The sequence below is a fragment of the Streptomyces sp. TAA486 genome, assembly GCF_000426165.1.
This window is the reverse complement of sequence record NZ_AUEV01000003.1, coordinates 432,329-447,398: the sequence shown is the minus strand read 5'-3', so window position 1 is coordinate 447,398 and position 15,070 is coordinate 432,329. Positions and strand designations below refer to the sequence as shown.

At 70.9% G+C, this 15,070-nt stretch carries 11 protein-coding genes; 6 read left to right on the top strand and 5 right to left on the bottom strand.

Going from position 1 to position 15,070, the window contains the following annotated elements; all coding sequences use genetic code 11:
- The first annotated feature begins 434 nt into the window (after positions 1 to 434).
- Entirely contained in the window at positions 435 to 3,014 is a 2,580-nt protein-coding gene (pepN, locus tag I004_RS0108700) for an aminopeptidase N (RefSeq protein WP_028435150.1), read from the top strand.
- Positions 3,015 to 3,394: 380 nt separating this feature from the next.
- Here pepN (I004_RS0108700) and snpA read toward each other — a convergent pair whose 3' ends face one another.
- Entirely contained in the window at positions 3,395 to 4,060 is a 666-nt protein-coding gene (snpA, locus tag I004_RS0108695; protein WP_028435149.1) for a snapalysin, read from the bottom strand.
- A 207-nt stretch (positions 4,061 to 4,267) separates the two neighbouring features.
- Between snpA and I004_RS0108690 the strand changes: the two genes are divergently transcribed.
- Positions 4,268 to 5,272, top strand: a complete 1,005-nt coding sequence (locus I004_RS0108690; protein WP_051344851.1) for a LysR family transcriptional regulator — start codon at positions 4,268 to 4,270, stop codon at positions 5,270 to 5,272.
- A 91-nt stretch (positions 5,273 to 5,363) separates the two neighbouring features.
- Here the strand turns inward: I004_RS0108690 and pepN (I004_RS0108685) are convergent, their stop codons facing one another.
- The gene (gene pepN, locus I004_RS0108685) at positions 5,364 to 8,063 is read right to left on the bottom strand and encodes an aminopeptidase N (RefSeq protein WP_028435147.1); all 2,700 of its coding nucleotides are present in this window, start codon (positions 8,061 to 8,063) and stop codon (positions 5,364 to 5,366) included.
- Between the two features lie 219 nt (positions 8,064 to 8,282).
- On the opposite strand from pepN (I004_RS0108685), the gene I004_RS0108680 reads away from it, so the two are divergent.
- A complete protein-coding gene (locus tag I004_RS0108680) occupies positions 8,283 to 8,915 on the top strand; it encodes a mycothiol-dependent nitroreductase Rv2466c family protein (RefSeq protein WP_028435146.1) in 633 nt (210 codons plus the stop codon).
- A gap of 162 nt (positions 8,916 to 9,077) precedes the next feature.
- On the opposite strand, the gene I004_RS0108675 is transcribed toward I004_RS0108680, so the two are convergent.
- On the bottom strand, positions 9,078 to 9,719 hold the full coding sequence (locus I004_RS0108675) for a superoxide dismutase (RefSeq protein WP_028435145.1): 642 nt from the start codon (positions 9,717 to 9,719) through the stop codon (positions 9,078 to 9,080).
- Positions 9,720 to 9,859: 140 nt separating this feature from the next.
- Positions 9,860 to 11,335 carry an amino acid permease gene (locus I004_RS33020; RefSeq protein WP_078510943.1) on the bottom strand — a complete coding sequence of 492 codons (1,476 nt, stop codon included), beginning with the start codon at positions 11,333 to 11,335 and terminating at the stop codon, positions 9,860 to 9,862.
- A gap of 340 nt (positions 11,336 to 11,675) precedes the next feature.
- Here I004_RS33020 and I004_RS0108665 point away from each other — a divergent pair, with 340 nt between their 5' ends.
- From I004_RS0108665 to I004_RS0108655, 3 genes are all read left to right on the top strand, one after another.
- Entirely contained in the window at positions 11,676 to 12,293 is a 618-nt protein-coding gene (locus I004_RS0108665) for a biotin transporter BioY (protein WP_028435144.1), read from the top strand.
- A 131-nt stretch (positions 12,294 to 12,424) separates the two neighbouring features.
- Positions 12,425 to 12,910 carry a ribose-5-phosphate isomerase gene (locus I004_RS0108660; RefSeq protein ID WP_028435143.1) on the top strand — a complete coding sequence of 162 codons (486 nt, stop codon included), beginning with the start codon at positions 12,425 to 12,427 and terminating at the stop codon, positions 12,908 to 12,910.
- A gap of 4 nt (positions 12,911 to 12,914) precedes the next feature.
- On the top strand, positions 12,915 to 13,748 hold the full coding sequence (locus tag I004_RS0108655) for a DNA-formamidopyrimidine glycosylase family protein (protein ID WP_028435142.1): 834 nt from the start codon (positions 12,915 to 12,917) through the stop codon (positions 13,746 to 13,748).
- A gap of 55 nt (positions 13,749 to 13,803) precedes the next feature.
- Here I004_RS0108655 and I004_RS0108650 read toward each other — a convergent pair whose 3' ends face one another.
- A complete protein-coding gene (locus I004_RS0108650; protein ID WP_028435141.1) occupies positions 13,804 to 15,042 on the bottom strand; it encodes a GNAT family N-acetyltransferase in 1,239 nt (412 codons plus the stop codon).
- Positions 15,043 to 15,070: the final 28 nt, after the last annotated feature.

Sequence of the window (15,070 nt, the reverse complement as noted above, 5' to 3'; positions counted from 1 at the left end):
CCGGCCGGAACGACCTGCTCACCAGGGATGTTTGGCATCCGGAGTGACCTGCGTCTGAACGACGGCGGAACGCCGAACACCCATCCACACTCATGGATCACCGCTCGGGACCCGGTCCTTCTCCTCGTCGCCCGGCACCGACCGGCCGTCGTCCTGCTGCTCACCCGCCGTTCACCTGCGGCTCCGGGGAGCGTTCCGGCACACACCTCCGCACGGGGCCGGCACGAGGGCGTGGTGTATCAGCCGGAGGTGCTCGGGGAGGGGGCGTTCAGCGCGGCGCCACGCACGACGCAGCGTCCGTGCGTCATCCGTGCGGGGCGGTCGTACGGGCCGGTGCGGGGTTCGTGGGCGGGTGGGAACCGCAGGCAGCGCCCACGTGGAAGGATGGCCGAACTACGACATCGTGAGCACGCGAGAGCATGGGAGAGCACCAGGTGCCTGGCACGAATCTGACACGCGAGGAGGCCCGTGAGCGCGCGCAGCTCCTCCGCGTCGACTCCTACGAGATCGAGCTGGATCTGAGCGGCGCGCAGGACGGGGGCACCTACCGCTCCCGCACGCTCGTGCGTTTCGAGGCCGCCGAGGCCGCCTCCAGCTTCATCGACCTGGTGGCGCCGACGGTGCACGAGATCACCTTGAACGGACGGGCGATCGACCCGGCCTCGGCCTTCGCCGACTCGCGGATCGCGCTCGACGGTCTCGCCCAGGGGCAGAACGAGCTGCTGGTCGTCGCCGACTGCGCGTACACCAACACCGGTGAGGGTCTGCACCGCTTCGTCGACCCGGTCGACCAGCAGGCATATCTGTACACCCAGTTCGAGGTGCCCGACGCGCGGCGTGTCTTCGCCAGCTTCGAACAGCCGGACCTCAAGGCCACCTTCCAGTTCACCGTGCGCGCCCCCGAGGGCTGGACGGTGATCTCGAACTCGCCCACCCCTGAGCCCGAGGACGGGCTGTGGCGCTTCGAGGCGACACCCCGCATCTCGTCCTACATCACCGCCCTCATCGTCGGCCCGTACCACTCGGTGCACAGCACGTGGGAGGGCGGCGGCCGCTCCGTTCCGCTCGGCATCTACTGCCGTCCCTCGCTGGCCCAACACCTCGACGCCGACGCGATCTTCGAGGTGACCCGGCAGGGATTCGACTGGTTCCAGCAGAAGTTCGACTACGCCTACCCGTTCGCCAAGTACGACCAGCTCTTCGTGCCCGAGTTCAACGCGGGCGCCATGGAGAACGCGGGCGCGGTCACCATCCGGGACCAGTACGTCTTCCGCTCGAAGGTGACGGACGCCGCGTACGAGGCACGCGCCGAGACGATCCTCCACGAGCTGGCCCACATGTGGTTCGGCGACCTCGTGACCATGGAGTGGTGGAACGACCTGTGGCTGAACGAGTCGTTCGCCACCTACACCTCCGTGGCGTGCATGGCGGCCGCACAGGGCTCCCGCTGGCCGCACTCCTGGACGACCTTCGCCAACCAGATGAAGACCTGGGCCTACCGGCAGGACCAGCTGCCGTCAACTCACCCGATCATGGCGGAGATCCGCGACCTGGACGACGTCCTGGTCAACTTCGACGGGATCACCTACGCCAAGGGCGCGTCCGTCCTGAAGCAGCTCGTGGCCTACGTCGGCGAGGACGCGTTCTTCAGCGGCGTGCAGCGTTACTTCAAGCGGCACGAGTGGGGCAACACCCGCCTGAGCGACCTGCTCGGTGCGCTGGAGGAGACCTCCGGCCGCGATCTCACCGTCTGGTCGAAAGCCTGGCTCGAGACCGCGGGCATCAACGTGCTGCGCCCCGAGATCCGTACCGACGCCGAGGGCCGCTTCACGTCCTTCGCCGTACGTCAGGCCGCGCCGTCCCTGCCGCCGGGCGCCACGGGCACCTCGACGCTGCGCCCGCACCGCATCGCCGTCGGGGCCTACGAATTGAGCGGCGGCAAGCTGGTCCGTACGGGCGGGGTCGAGCTGGACGTGACCGGCGAACTCACCGAGGTGCCGGAGTGGGAGGGCAGGAAGCGCCCGGACGTCGTCCTCCTCAACGACGGTGACCTCTCGTACGCGAAGGTCCGGCTCGACGCCGAGTCGCTCGCGACCGTCACGAAGCACATCGGCGACTTCGAGGAATCCCTGCCCCGCGCGCTGTGCTGGGCCTCGGCGTGGGACATGACCCGCGACGGGGAACTGCCGGCCCGCGACTACGTCGACCTCGTCCTCTCCGGAATCACCAACGAGTCGGACATCGGTGTCGTCCAGTCGCTGCAGCGGCAGGTCAAGCTCGCGCTCGACCTGTACGCCGATCCGCGGTGGCGCGAGACGGGTCTCCTGCGCTGGTCGGAGGCCGCCCTGGAGCAGCTGCGCGCAGCGGCTCCTGGCAGCGACCACCAGCTGGCATGGGCGCGGGCGTTCGCCTCCGCCGCGCGGACGGACTCCCAACTGGCCCTGCTGGAGGGTCTGCTGGACGGCGGGGAGTCGCTGGAGGGTCTGGCCGTCGACACGGAGCTGCGCTGGGCGCTGCTGCAGCGTCTCGCCGCCACCGGACGGGCGGGGGAGAAGGAGATCACGTCGGAGCTGGAGCGCGACGCCACTTCGGCCGGCGAGCGGTACGCCGCGATGGCGCGCGCCGCCCGGCCCACCGCGGAAGCCAAGACGGAGGCGTGGGCCTCGGTGGTCGGCAGCGGTGCAGCGGCGGAGACCGGGCTTCCCAACGCCGTGCAGGAAGCGGTCATCGGCGGATTCCTCCAGACCGACCAGAGGGAACTGCTCGCCCCGTACTCCGAGAAGTACTTCGAGGTGGTCAAGGACATCTGGGAGCAGCGCAGTCACGAGATGGCGCAGCAGATCGTGGTCGGGCTCTACCCGACGCTCCAGGTCTCGCAGGAGACCCTCGACGCCACGGACGCGTGGCTGGAGAGCGCTCAGCCGGCGCCGGCACTGCGGCGTCTGGTGACCGAGTCGCGGGCGGGAGTCGAGCGGGCCCTGCGTGCGCAGGAGGCGGACGCGGCGGCCGGATGAGCCAGGTGCCGGGGGCGTAGCGGCACAGCCGCCGTGTCCCCGGCACGGGCTTCGTCATCGGCCAACGGCACCGGGACTCATCACGTGCCGGGCGGCGCTCGGTCGCCCCGTGGATTCCCGGGCCGGAGTGGCGGGCGTCCGGCGGCCCCCCGCGCGGACGGCGAGCCCGCCACTCCGACCCGGCCGCCCTGGAGGCACCCCGAAGGCCCCCGGCGTGCACCGGGGGCCTCCGAGTGGGGGATGCGGGTCGTGCATCTTTCAGGCGTGGTGCGTAGAACTGCGCTGATCCTCAGGCGTGGTGCATGTGTTTTGTTCGCGCTGTTCAGGCGTGGTGCTCTTCTGTTCTTCTGTGCTCGTTCCGGCGCGGCGGCCGGCACTGGCTACTTGGCGAACGCCGCTTGGTCGAAGGCTGCGCTCGCGACACCGTTGGCCCACAGCGACTGGACCTGGGCGGCCTCGTTCGCGTCGGGACGGGAGTTGGTGCAGGACGGGCCGGGGCCGCCGCCCGACATCAGTTCACTGCAGGGACCCTCGTAGTGGTCCGGGAGGCCGAGGACGTGCCCGGTCTCGTGGGCCACGACGCGGTTGGAGTCGTACTCCTCGTTCTGGGCGTAGTCCAGGAAGATGTAACCGTTGCCGTGCCCGTCCGTGGAGGCGTACGAGCCACGCGGGTCGTTGCCCTCGCGGTAGTCGAAGCTGGCGCCGCTGCCCTGGGCGAGCTGCACGTTGGAGACGGCCGAGTTCCAGGTGGCCGTGCTCTGGGCGATCTCGCCGGCGAAGCTGGGTGCGCCGCTGGCGTCGTAGTGGACGGTGACGGCCTGGATGCCGGGCTTGGCCGCCTGCTTCTTCAAGGCGTCCTTGACGACGGCGTTGAAGAACGCCTCGGTGGACTTGTTCGACTCTCCGATGTATCCGGAGCGGGTTGCGCTGTTCTTGGAAGTGCTGCCACCGTCGTCCGGCGTCGCAGCCGAGGCGGGCATCGCACCCAGTCCCAGGGCCAGTCCGAGGCCGAGTGCCGCTGAGATAGCCAAGGGTGCACGTCTCATGGGGGGTCTCCTTCGGTCCGAAGCACCGAGCCGCTACAAGGTGGGGTGCGGTCGTGTGCTGCCGGAAGAACTCCTGCCGACGGAGAGTCTGTTGGAGAGTCAGGCCCGGGGGATGATGGCAAGTGGCGATAGCTCCGTCCCATCACCCGATGCGCAGTAGGTTCCCCGGCTCCCTTGGTATCTGGTGTGACGAACGCCCGCTTGGATATGCTCCGCCGTGTGGAGCTCGAGGTGAGGCATCTTCGCGCACTGTGTGCGATAGCCGACACGGGCAGTGTGCACAAGGCGGCCCGTCAACTCGGCATGACTCAGCCCTCCCTGACCACCCAGCTCCGCCGCATCGAGCAGGCCGTGGGAGGGCAGCTGTTCTCCCGTGAGCGTACGGGGAGCGTCCCCACCCCCCTCGGCAGGTTCGTCCTGTGCCGGGCCCGCCCGCTCGTTGCGGAGATGACCGCGCTCGTCAGCGAGGCGCGTGCCGCCGCGAACCGCGCCGGGGGCGAGTATCTGCGCATCGGCAGCACCGGAAGCCCCGCGGTGCCGGGCTGGCTGCGCAGGCTGCGCGCCCGCTTCCCCGAGGCCGACACCACCTTCCACATGGACGCCTCCGCGCACACGCTGCTGCGCATGGTCGGGTCGAACCAGCTGGACGCCGTCTTCGTGCACGAGGTCGAGGGCACGCCGCTGCAGATACCGGACGGACTCGAGCTGTACGTACTCGTCGAGCGCGAACCGCAGTTCGTCGCCCTCTCCGCGACTCATTCGCTCGCCTCGCGTGCGGTGCTCAGCCTCGGGGAGCTGGCGGACGAGCGATGGATGGTCGACCCGGCGGCCGACGGCGAATGGACCGGACTGCGCAGGGTCTTCACCGAGGCGGGCATCAACCCCCGCGTGGTGCACGGCGACAATCTCGCCGCCGCCGACCTCGTGGCCGCCGGCGAGGTCGTCGCACCCTGCCAGCCCACCGCGCCCGCACGTCCCGGCAGGGTCGTACGGCCGCTGCTCGGCGACCCGCTGGCGGTGCGACTGCTGCTGGCGACCCGCGGGACGACGTCCGGGGTGGATCCCGGCACGGCGCCCGTGATCGAACCGGCCGCCCTGCTCGCCGACCTCCAGGCCGCCTACCGCGAGGTGGCCTGGGCGAGCGACACCTACCGCTGCTGGTACCAGCAGCACGACGGCGGCATGTCGCTGCCGTTCACCGTCGTCGCGTAGACGTCACCGCCGCGGTGGACCCGCCAGGGTCGTCCCGCGGCGGTCGGCCCTCACCCGCCCGGCAGCCCCGCCGCGTCCACGAGGCCCGCGGTCAGTCCTTCGCGGCAGCCGCGTCGCAGCGCTGCGCCCGCAGCGCGCGGGCCAGGTCGTCGCGTGACTCCAGGACGAGCCGGCGCAGCGCGGGAGGGGAGTCCTCGTGCGCGGCGAGCCAGGCGTCTGTCGCGTCCAGCGTGGCCTGATCACCCTGGAGATCCGGGTAGAGACCGAGGACGACGGCCATCGCGATCTCGATCGACCTCGTACGCCAGACCCCCTCCAGCGCGTCGAAGTACGGCTGCACGTACGGGGCCGTGAGCTCCTCCTGGCCCGGCTGCGCGAAGCCCGCGATGGTGGCCTCGACCAGGGCGTTGGAGAGCCGGTCGGACCTCATGACGGCATCCCATGCCTGCGCCTTGACCCCGGCCGAGGGGCGCGCCGCCAGACAGCGCACATGGTGCCGCTTGCCGGACGCCGTGTTGTCGCGGGCGAGTTCGGCGTCGAGGAGCTCCTCGTCGGCCTCGCCGTGTGCCGCCAGCGTCTCCAGGAACGTCCAGCGCAGCTCCTGGTCGACCACGAGACCGTCGATCCGTGCGGAGCCGTCACCCTTCGAACCGTCAGGACCCGGCACCCCGAGCAACCCCCGCAGCAGCCGCAGATCCTTCTCCTCCGAGGCGACCGCGGAGAAGAACCGCGCCCACGCCAGCTGGTGCCCGCTGCCGGGACCGGCCAGCCGCAGGCCCCTCAACGCGCCCTCGGCCAGCGCCCGCCGGCCCTCCGCGCGCCACTCCGGCGCGGCGTAGTGGACGACGGCGGAGCGGCTCCAGGCGTGCAGCGTCTGCAGTACGCCGACGTCCGACTCGGTCGCGGCGAAGGAGAGCACGAGGGAGACGAAGTCCCTGGCGGGCATCAGGGCGTCGCGTGTCAGGTTCCACATCGCGGACCAGCAAAGCGCCCTGGACAGCGTGGGGTTGTGCGCACCGTCCGCCTCGGGGGCCGTGCCCCGCTCGGCTGCCGGACCGGGAGGGGCGAGCTCGCCCAGGTGGTCACGGAGCGACGCCAGCGAGCCCTCGTCGAGTCGGGTCTTGCAGTACGTGAGGTCGTCGTCGTTGACGAGCACCAGGTCCGGCCGATGCTCACCGGCCAGTTCCGCGACGACCGTGCGCGCACCCCTGACGTCGGTCTCCGCGCGGGCGTAGCGGACGAGCCTGCGATCGACGGCCTCGCGCCGGTAGAGGCCCACGGCCACGCGGTGCGGGCGCAGGACGGGATGCGTCTCCGGGGCCTCCTGGAGGACGGCCAGCTCGGTGATCCGGCCCTCGGCGTCGCAAGTGACTTGCGGCGTCAACGAGTTGACGCCGGCCTCCTGCAGCCAGGCGCGGGACCACTCGTCCATGTCGCGCCCCGAGGTCTCCTCCAGGACGGCCAGCAGGTCCGCAAGCGTCGTGTTGCCCCACGCGTGCCGCTGGAAGTAGCGCCGCGCGCCCTCCAGGAAGGTCTCCCGGCCGACGTAGGCGACGAGCTGCTTGAGGACGGACGCCCCCTTGGCGTAGGTGATCCCGTCGAAGTTGAGCTTGGCGTCCTCCAGATCCGTGATGTCCGCGGTGACGGGGTGCGTGGAGGGCAGCTGGTCGGCCCGGTAGGCCCAGGACTTGCGGCGGTTGGCGAAGGTGATCCAGCCGTCCTTGAAGCGCGTCGCCTCCACCAGCGCCAGCGCGCCCATGAAGTCGGCGAAGGACTCCTTCAGCCACAGGTCGTCCCACCAGCGCATGGTGACCAGGTCGCCGAACCACATGTGCGCCATCTCGTGCAGGATGACGTTCGCCCTGTGCTCGTACGACGCCTCCGTGACCATCCCGCGGAAGACGAACTCCTCGCGGAAGGTGACCAGGCCAGGGTTCTCCATCGCGCCGAGGTTGTACTCGGGGACGAACGCCTGGTCGTACTTGCCGAAGGGGTAGGGGAAGCCGAAGTTGTCGTGGAAGAAGTCCAGGCCCTGCTTGGTGACGGTGAAGATGTCCTCGGCGTCGAAGTGCTTGGCCAGCCCCTTCCGGCACAGTGCCCCGAGCGGGATCTCCAGCTCTTCGCCGGAGTCCCCGGCCGGACGGCGGTAGGTGTCGGTGACGTAGTGGTAGGGCCCGGCGACCACGGCGGTGATGTACGTCGAGACGGGCTCGGTCGGCGCGAAGTGCCAGCAGGCCGCCGCGCCTTCGTCCAGCGGCTCCGGCTCGCCCTGCTGCCGGCCGTTGCTGAGCACCGTCCACCGGGCGGGAGCGGTGACGGTGAAGGCGAAGCGGGCCTTCAGGTCGGGCTGTTCGAAGTTGGCGAACACCCGGCGGGCGTCGGCCGGTTCGTACTGCGTGTAGAGGTAGACCTCGCCGTCCTCGGGGTCGAGGAAGTGGTGCAGGCCCTCGCCGGTGCGGCTGTACGCGCAGGCCGCGTCGACGACGAGCTCGTTCTCCGCCTCCAGGTCGTCCAGAGCGATGCGCGCGCCGTCGAAGACGGTGTCGACGGGCAGGGAGCGGCCGTTGAGGGTCACCGAGTGCACCCGGGGCGCGACGAGGTCGGCGAAGCTGGAAGCGCCCGGCTCCGAGCAACGGAAGCGGATCGTCGTCGTCGAACGGAACGTACGGGGCCCCTTGGCGGGCGGGGACGCCGTCGCGGAGCGCAGATCCAGGGCCACGTCGTAGCCGTCCACGGTCAGCAGCCCGGCCCGTCGCTGTGCCTCGTGCTGGGTCAGGTTCTCTCCGGGCACGGCGTGGCTCCTCTTCTCGAATCTCGGCTTCTCGCCCTGTCGCGGTCCGCACCAGGCCGGGGCCCTTGCGCGCGGCGTCCCTCGGCGGGGCTCCGGCGACGCCGCTCAGCATGCCACGCGGCAGATGCGCCGCACACGCGGGAATGGCGGCGCGGGGCCGAGCGTTGCCGCTGAGGCCGGACCGCCCGCAATGCTCAGGAGAGCCGAGGAGAACGTGTCATGACAGACAAGACCGTCGCCGACTTCTGGTTCGACCCCAGGTGCCCGTGGGCCTGGCTGACCTCCAGGTGGATGCTCGAGGTCGAGAAGGTCCGGCCCATCGAGGTCCGCTGGCACGTGATGAGCCTGGCGGTCCTCAACGAGAACAAGCTGGACGAGCTGCCCGAGGGGTACCGGGAACTGCTCGCCTCCGCCTGGGGCCCCGTACGCGTGTGCATCGCGGCGGAGCAGAAGCACGGGGGCGAGGCGCTCGGTCCCCTCTACACGGCGCTCGGCACCCGTCTGCACAACCGCGGGCAGGAGCTGTCCCGCGAGCTGCTCTCCGAGGCGCTGGAAGACGCCGGCCTGCCCGCCGACCTCGTCGACGCCGCGGACTCCACGGAGTACGACGAGGCGCTGCGCGCGTCCCACAAGGAGGGCATCGACCTCGTGGGCCAGGACGTCGGCACGCCCGTCATCGCCGTCCCCGGAGCGGACGGATCGCGGATAGCGTTCTTCGGGCCCGTCGTCACCCCCGCGCCCAAGGGCGAGGCGGCGGCGAAGCTGTGGGACGGCACGCTGATGGTGGCCTCCACGCCCGGCTTCTACGAGATCAAGCGCACCCGCGACGTCGGTCCCGTCTTCGACGACTGACAGCCTCGGCCTACGGGCGCGCCCCCGCCCGGGGCCGGGCCCGCACGAACAGGAGGGCCCCCGTACGTCACGTCCGTACGGGGGCCCTCCCTTTTCTCCGCCTGCCCGGTGAAAGGTGAGAAGACGATCACGAGGGCAGGAGGTCCTGGGTCCCGGGGCCGCTCACAGCGCCGTGAGCAGAGTGTTCCCCTTCTCCTTGGCGGCGCTGTAGCGGCGGCTGACGTCCTGCCAGTTCACGACGCGCCACATCGCCTCGACGAAGTCGACCTTCTGGTTCCTGTACTGGAGGTAGAAGGCGTGCTCCCAGGCGTCGAAGACCAGAATCGGCACGCTGCCCTGGCCGACGTTGCCCTGGTGGTCATAGACCTGTTCCACGATGAGCCGCCCGGTCACCGGTTCGTAGGCGAGAACCCCCCAGCCGCTGCCCTGCGTGGTGGCCGCCGCCTTGGTCAGGTGCGCCTTGAACCTGTCGAAGGAGCCGAAGGACTCGGCGACGGCGTCGGCCAGTTCGCCCGTCCCGTCCTTCTCCAGCGGTTCGCCTCCTCCGTCGCCGGTCATGTTCCGCCAGTAGATGCTGTGCAGGATGTGCCCCGAGAGGTGGAACGCCAGGTTCTTCTCCAAGCCGTTCACCGAACCCCACTGGTCCCGCTCGCGTGCCTCGGCCAGCTGCTCCAGGGTGTCGTTGGCGCCCTTCACGTAACCGGCGTGGTGCTTGTCGTGGTGCAGTTCGATGATCTCGCCGCTGATGACCGGCTCCAGGGCGGAGTAGTCGTACGGCAGCTCAGGCAGCGAATACAGGGCCATGGCGTTCTCTCCTCCGCTTATTGCACATTACTTGCAAGAGGACGCTAGCAGCAACAGCGGCACGGAAAACGGAGCGGCCCCGCAGTGCGGGACCGCCCCGTCGAGTGCTCGCGGACCGGTGTTCTCCGGTGTCCGTACGGTCAGGCCGAGCCGTCACCCGTCTTCGCCCCGCCGGGCCCGGCGGCGTCTCCGGCACGGTCGCCGCCGCTGGGCAGCGTCTTCTGCCGGGCCAGCCCGATCGCGATCAGCACGAACGTCAGACAGCCCGTGAAGGCCAGCTGGGTACGGGTGTCGCCCTCGCGCAGCATCAGCAGGAGCACCGTGAGGATGCCGAGCAGCGCGACGACCGTCAGCACGGGGAAGGCCCACATCCGCACCACGAGCTTCTCCGGCGCCTCGCGCTCCAGGCGGCGCCTGCTGACCAGCTGGGAGAGGGCGATGAAGCCCCACACCACGAGCGTCGCGGCGCCGACCATGTTCAGTAGCCACTGGAAAACCGTGTCCGGCCACCAGAAATTCAGCAGCACCGCGATGAAGCCGAAGACGGACGAGGCGACGACAGCGGGACGCGGCACCCCGCTCCCGCTGACCCGCCCCAGGAAGCGCGGGCCCTGGCCGCGGGCGATGAGGGAGTAGGCCATGCGGGACGCCCCGTAGATGTTGGCGTTCATCGCCGAGAGCAGTGCGACCAGCACCACGGTGTTCATCACCTGCGCGGCACCGGGGATGCCGATGTGGTCCAGCACCGCTGCGTACGGGCCCGCGAGCACGGACTTGTCGTCCCAGGGGATCAGCGTGACGATCACCAGCATCGAGCCGACGTAGAAGACGGCGATGCGCCACATCGCGGTGCGCACCGCCTTCGCGACGCCCCTGATCGGGTCCTCGGACTCCGCGGCCGCGATGGTCACCGTCTCCAGGCCGCCGTAGGCGAAGACGGAGGCGAGCAGCCCGATGACGAGGCCGTTCGTACCGGCCGGCAGGAAGCCGCCCTCACCGGTGAGGTGGGCCGTCCCCGGGGCGTCGACACCCGGCAGCAGGCCGGCGACGGCGACCGCGCCCAGCAGCAGGAAGGCAGTGATCGCGAAGACCTTCAGCGCCGCGAACCAGAACTCCGTCTCACCGAAGTTCCGCACGGCCACGAGGTTCGAGAGGCAGAAGAGCGCCATGAAGAGGGCGACCCACATCCACGGCTCGGTGCCGGGCATCCACTGCGTGACGATGTCGGCCGCGGCGGTCGCCTCCGTCGCGATCGCGACGCACAGCAGCACCCAGTAGATCCACCCCGCGGTGAACCCGGCCCACGGGCCGAGCGCCCGCTCCGCGTGGACGGAGAACGAGCCGGACGCCGGGTTCGCCGCCGACATCTCACCCAGCATGCGCATCACGAGCATCACGAGCAGACCGGATGCGGCGTAGGCGAGGACGATCGACGGGCCCGCCGCGGCGATGCCCGCACCGGAGCCCACGAAGAGCCCGGCTCCGATCACTCCCCCCAGAGCGATCATGGACAGATGGCGCTGCTTGAGGCCGTGGGACAGGGCGGACTGCCCCCGGTCCGTTCTGGAACCCCCCGGGCTGGGGGGTGGCGCGTCGGACAGCTCGGTGCGGGTCATGAAGGGCCGTTCCTGAGAAGACTTCGGGTGGTCGATGTATCGGCAAACCAGTCTCGCAGCGGGGTCGTGACGTGCGGCAAGCGGCCCGCGATCAGTTCAGGCCACGCCAACGGCACGGCCTCTCCCCGGGTGTTGCGGAGATCACGTGCCCAACTGCCGCCCCGTCGGGCGGCTTGATCGGGCGCCTCTGCGAGGACCCGTCAAGCGAGACCCGTCCGGTTCTGTCCGATCCCTCACTTCGTCCTCTGGCGGCTTCGGCTAGCGTCGAACGGTCCGCACGCCGAACGGTTCGCGGACACCACCGCAACCCGTACCGACACACAGGACCCGGAGCCGCCCGATGAGCGCCCTCACACCCGCCGCCGATCCCCGTCCCGGCGCCGTTCTCGCCGACGCGCTGACGCCGGACTCGGCAACCGCCACCGGGCCGCGCGCGCACGTACGCGACGCGGCGCTGGTCCTCGGCGGCGCGGCCCTCACCGGCGTCGCCGCCCAACTCGCCGTGCCGGTACCGGGATCGCCGGTGCCCGTCACAGGGCAGACGTTCGCTGCGCTCCTCGTCGGCGCGGGGCTCGGCGCGCGACGCGGCTTCCTCGCGATGGCGCTGTACACACTGGCGGGCGCGGCGGGGATGCCCTGGTTCGCCGAGGCATCGTCGGGCGCCGCGATGCCGTCCTTCGGATATGTGCTCGGGATGCTGCTGGCCGCCACCGTGGTCGGGGCGCTGGCACGGCGCGGTGGCGACCGCGGGCCGCTGCGCACGGCCGGGACGATGGCAGTCGGCATGGTGCTGACGTACGCGGTCGGTGTGCCCTACCTCGCGCTCGCCGCCGGCATGTCTGCGTCCGAGGCTGTCGCCGCCGGTCTGGTGCCTTTCCTGATCGGCGATCTGCTCAAGGCGGCACTCGCGATGGTCGCGCTGCCCGGAGCGTGGAAGCTGGCGGGCCGCCGCGGCTGACGCCGTGACACCGCGCACCGGGCGGGCCCCTGGGGCGTGCCCCGTGGACCGCCCGGTACCGGCGACGGCCACGTCGTCCGAGGTCACGCCCGGTGCCGAGCGCCGCCGCACGGCGTCATAGACTCGGCGCCATGCGCGTGTACCTCGGCTCCGATCATGCCGGCTACGAACTGAAGAACCGCCTCGTCGAGTGGCTGCGGTCCGCCGGGCACGAGCCCGTCGACTGCGGCCCCCACATCTACGACGCGGCCGACGACTACCCGCCGTTCTGCCTCCGGGCGGCCGAGCGCACCGCGCAGGACACCGAGGCCATGGGCATCGTCGTCGGCGGCTCCGGCAACGGCGAGCAGATGGCCGCGAACAAGGTGAAGGGCGTGCGCTGCGCCCTGGCCTGGAGCGAGGAGACGGCGTCGCTGGCGCGCGAGCACAACAACGCCAACGTCGTCAGCCTCGGAGCGCGGATGCACACCACGGACGAGGCGCTGACGTTCGTGGAGACCTTCCTCAACACCCCCTTCTCGCACGGCGATCGGCACGAGCGCCGCATCGACATGCTCTCCGCGTACGAGGTCACGGGGCAGCTGCCTCCCGTGCCGCCACACCACCCGGAGACCTGACCGCATGCCCGAGGGGCACACGATCCACCGGCTCGCCCAGGACTGTCTGGAGAGCTTCGGGCGCCGCAAGGTACGGGCCGCCAGCCCGCAGGGGAAGTTCTCCGACGGCGCGGCCCTCGTGGACGGGCAGGTCCTCACGGGGGCCGAAGCCCACGGGAAGCATCTGTTCCTCGGCTTCGACGGCGCGGGCTGGGTGCACGTACACCTCGGCCTCTACGGCAAGTTCACCTTCGGCGCGGGGCCGGCTCCAGCGCCCGTGGGGCAGGTGCGGCTCAGGCTCGTCGGTGAGGGGGACGGCGGCGGCGAGGCGAGCGGCGTCCACGCGGATCTGCGCGGGCCGACCCGCTGCGAGCTGATCACTGAGGACGAGAAGCAGGCCGTGGAGGAGCGGCTCGGGCCCGACCCGCTGCGCGCGGACGCCGATCCGGAGCGGGCCTGGGCACGCGTCTCCCGCAGCCGCACCACCATCGCGGCGCTGCTGATGGACCAGAAGATCGTCGCGGGCGTCGGCAACGTCTACCGGGCCGAGGTGCTCTTCCGGCACGGGATCGACCCGTACCGTCCCGGGCGCGGGCTGAGCCGCACGGAGTGGGACGCGATCTGGGCCGACCTCGTCGAGTTGATGCATGAGGGCGTGCGCAACAACCGCATCGACACCGTGCGCCCCCATCACACTCCGGAGGCCATGGGGCGCGCCCCGCGCGTCGACGACCACGGCGGCGAGGTGTACGTGTACCGGCGGGCCGGCAAGGCATGCCATGTGTGCGGCGAACCGGTCCGTACGGCGGCACTGGCGGCGCGGAACCTCTTCTGGTGCCCCGCCTGCCAGCCCGCCTGAAGCGCCGGACCGCCCCAACTTCGCCCCGCCGGCCCGGAGTTCACCCCACCCCGCGTCAGAATCCGTGGGAGAGCCACGGCGCCTGGTCCGTGGCGAAGGCGGCGGACGCGGCGTTCAACGCTCCCGGCCGCAGCTCCCGCACGCGGCCCGCCGCACCGAGCGTCCGCAGCGCGGTGCCGCCCAGATACGCCTCGCCCAACTCCCGTACGGACAGGGCGAGATCGGCAGCATCTCCCGTACGTTCGCACGTGGCGCCCCCGGCGTCGCCCGAGAGCCGCCAGCGCCCCTCGTTCCACGGGCAGGAGGCGTCCTCGACATCGAGGACCACATCGACCGGAACGGTGTAGGCACGGGCCGCCAGCGCGGCCCCCACCTCCACCGGCCGCGCGAACAGCGAGTCCCGCCACCGCGGACGGCACAGCCGCACGCTGTCGTCCACCATGTGCAGCCACGGGTCGTCGACGGGGCGGTCCCGCACGCTGATCTCCGCCATCAGATCGATCTCGAACAGAAAGCGCCACAGGGCGCCGTACGCCGCCGTGTCCAGCGCTTCCAGATCGCGCAGCAGGACGGTGCCGCGCGGAACGCCGTCCTCGTCCCAGCGGCCCTTGAGGGCGTAGCGCGCGTACCCGCACACCTCTCCGCTCTCGTCCTCGGCCAGTACGCAGGCCAGTTTCGTGGCGCCTCCCCGGCTCGCCGGATCGTCCAGCAACGGGCGGCGCTCCCACCCGGGTGCGCGCTCCAGCATCCCCGCGCGCTCGGGAACCCGGCGCGCGTAGACGCTCTCGCACGCGTCGCTCACGGACGCCGCGTCGTCGGCGAGCCGCAGCCGCAGACGGTCCGAGCCCGGCGGGGGCCGCAGGGTGACGCGGGTGGTGTCGATGTCGGCGTCGAGCCTGCGCGCGGCCATGCCGTAGCCGAACCGTCCATAGATGTCCGGTTCGGAGGCGGTGAGCAGGGAGAGCGGTTCCACTCCGGCCTCCCGTGTCTCGTCCAACTGGCGCCGCATCATGGAGCGGAGGATCCCGCGACGCCGGTGCGTCGGCGCCACATGCACCATGGACAGGCCCGCCGAGGGCACCGGCGCACCTCCCGGCACGGTCATCCGGAATGAGATCAGGCTCGCGGAGCCGACGAGTTCGCCGCCGTCCCATGCGCCGAGCGACCGGTCCATTTCGGTCAATTCCCGGTGCAGCTCTCGTTCATGGGTTCCGACGGCGGCGAAAGCTCGAAGAATTCCGTCGTACCAGGAGTCCCATTCCGAACGGCTCAGCGTGCGCAACTCTGTCGTCATGCGCCTTCTCTAGCAGGGGTTTTGAGTA

Excerpts from the sequence above, each read along its gene's own strand:
- I004_RS33020 (WP_078510943.1), bottom strand. The coding sequence starts at position 11,335 with ATGACCCGCACCGAGCTGTCCGACGCGCCACCCCCCAGCCCGGGGGGT.
- I004_RS0108655 (WP_028435142.1), top strand. The coding sequence starts at position 12,915 with ATGCCCGAGGGGCACACGATCCACCGGCTCGCCCAGGACTGTCTGGAG.
- I004_RS0108690 (WP_051344851.1), top strand. The coding sequence starts at position 4,268 with ATGCTCCGCCGTGTGGAGCTCGAGGTGAGGCATCTTCGCGCACTGTGT.
- I004_RS0108660 (WP_028435143.1), top strand. The coding sequence starts at position 12,425 with ATGCGCGTGTACCTCGGCTCCGATCATGCCGGCTACGAACTGAAGAAC.
- I004_RS0108675 (WP_028435145.1), bottom strand. The coding sequence starts at position 9,719 with ATGGCCCTGTATTCGCTGCCTGAGCTGCCGTACGACTACTCCGCCCTG.
- snpA (WP_028435149.1), bottom strand. The coding sequence starts at position 4,060 with ATGAGACGTGCACCCTTGGCTATCTCAGCGGCACTCGGCCTCGGACTG.
- I004_RS0108680 (WP_028435146.1), top strand. The coding sequence starts at position 8,283 with ATGACAGACAAGACCGTCGCCGACTTCTGGTTCGACCCCAGGTGCCCG.
- I004_RS0108665 (WP_028435144.1), top strand. The coding sequence starts at position 11,676 with ATGAGCGCCCTCACACCCGCCGCCGATCCCCGTCCCGGCGCCGTTCTC.
- I004_RS0108650 (WP_028435141.1), bottom strand. The coding sequence starts at position 15,042 with ATGACGACAGAGTTGCGCACGCTGAGCCGTTCGGAATGGGACTCCTGG.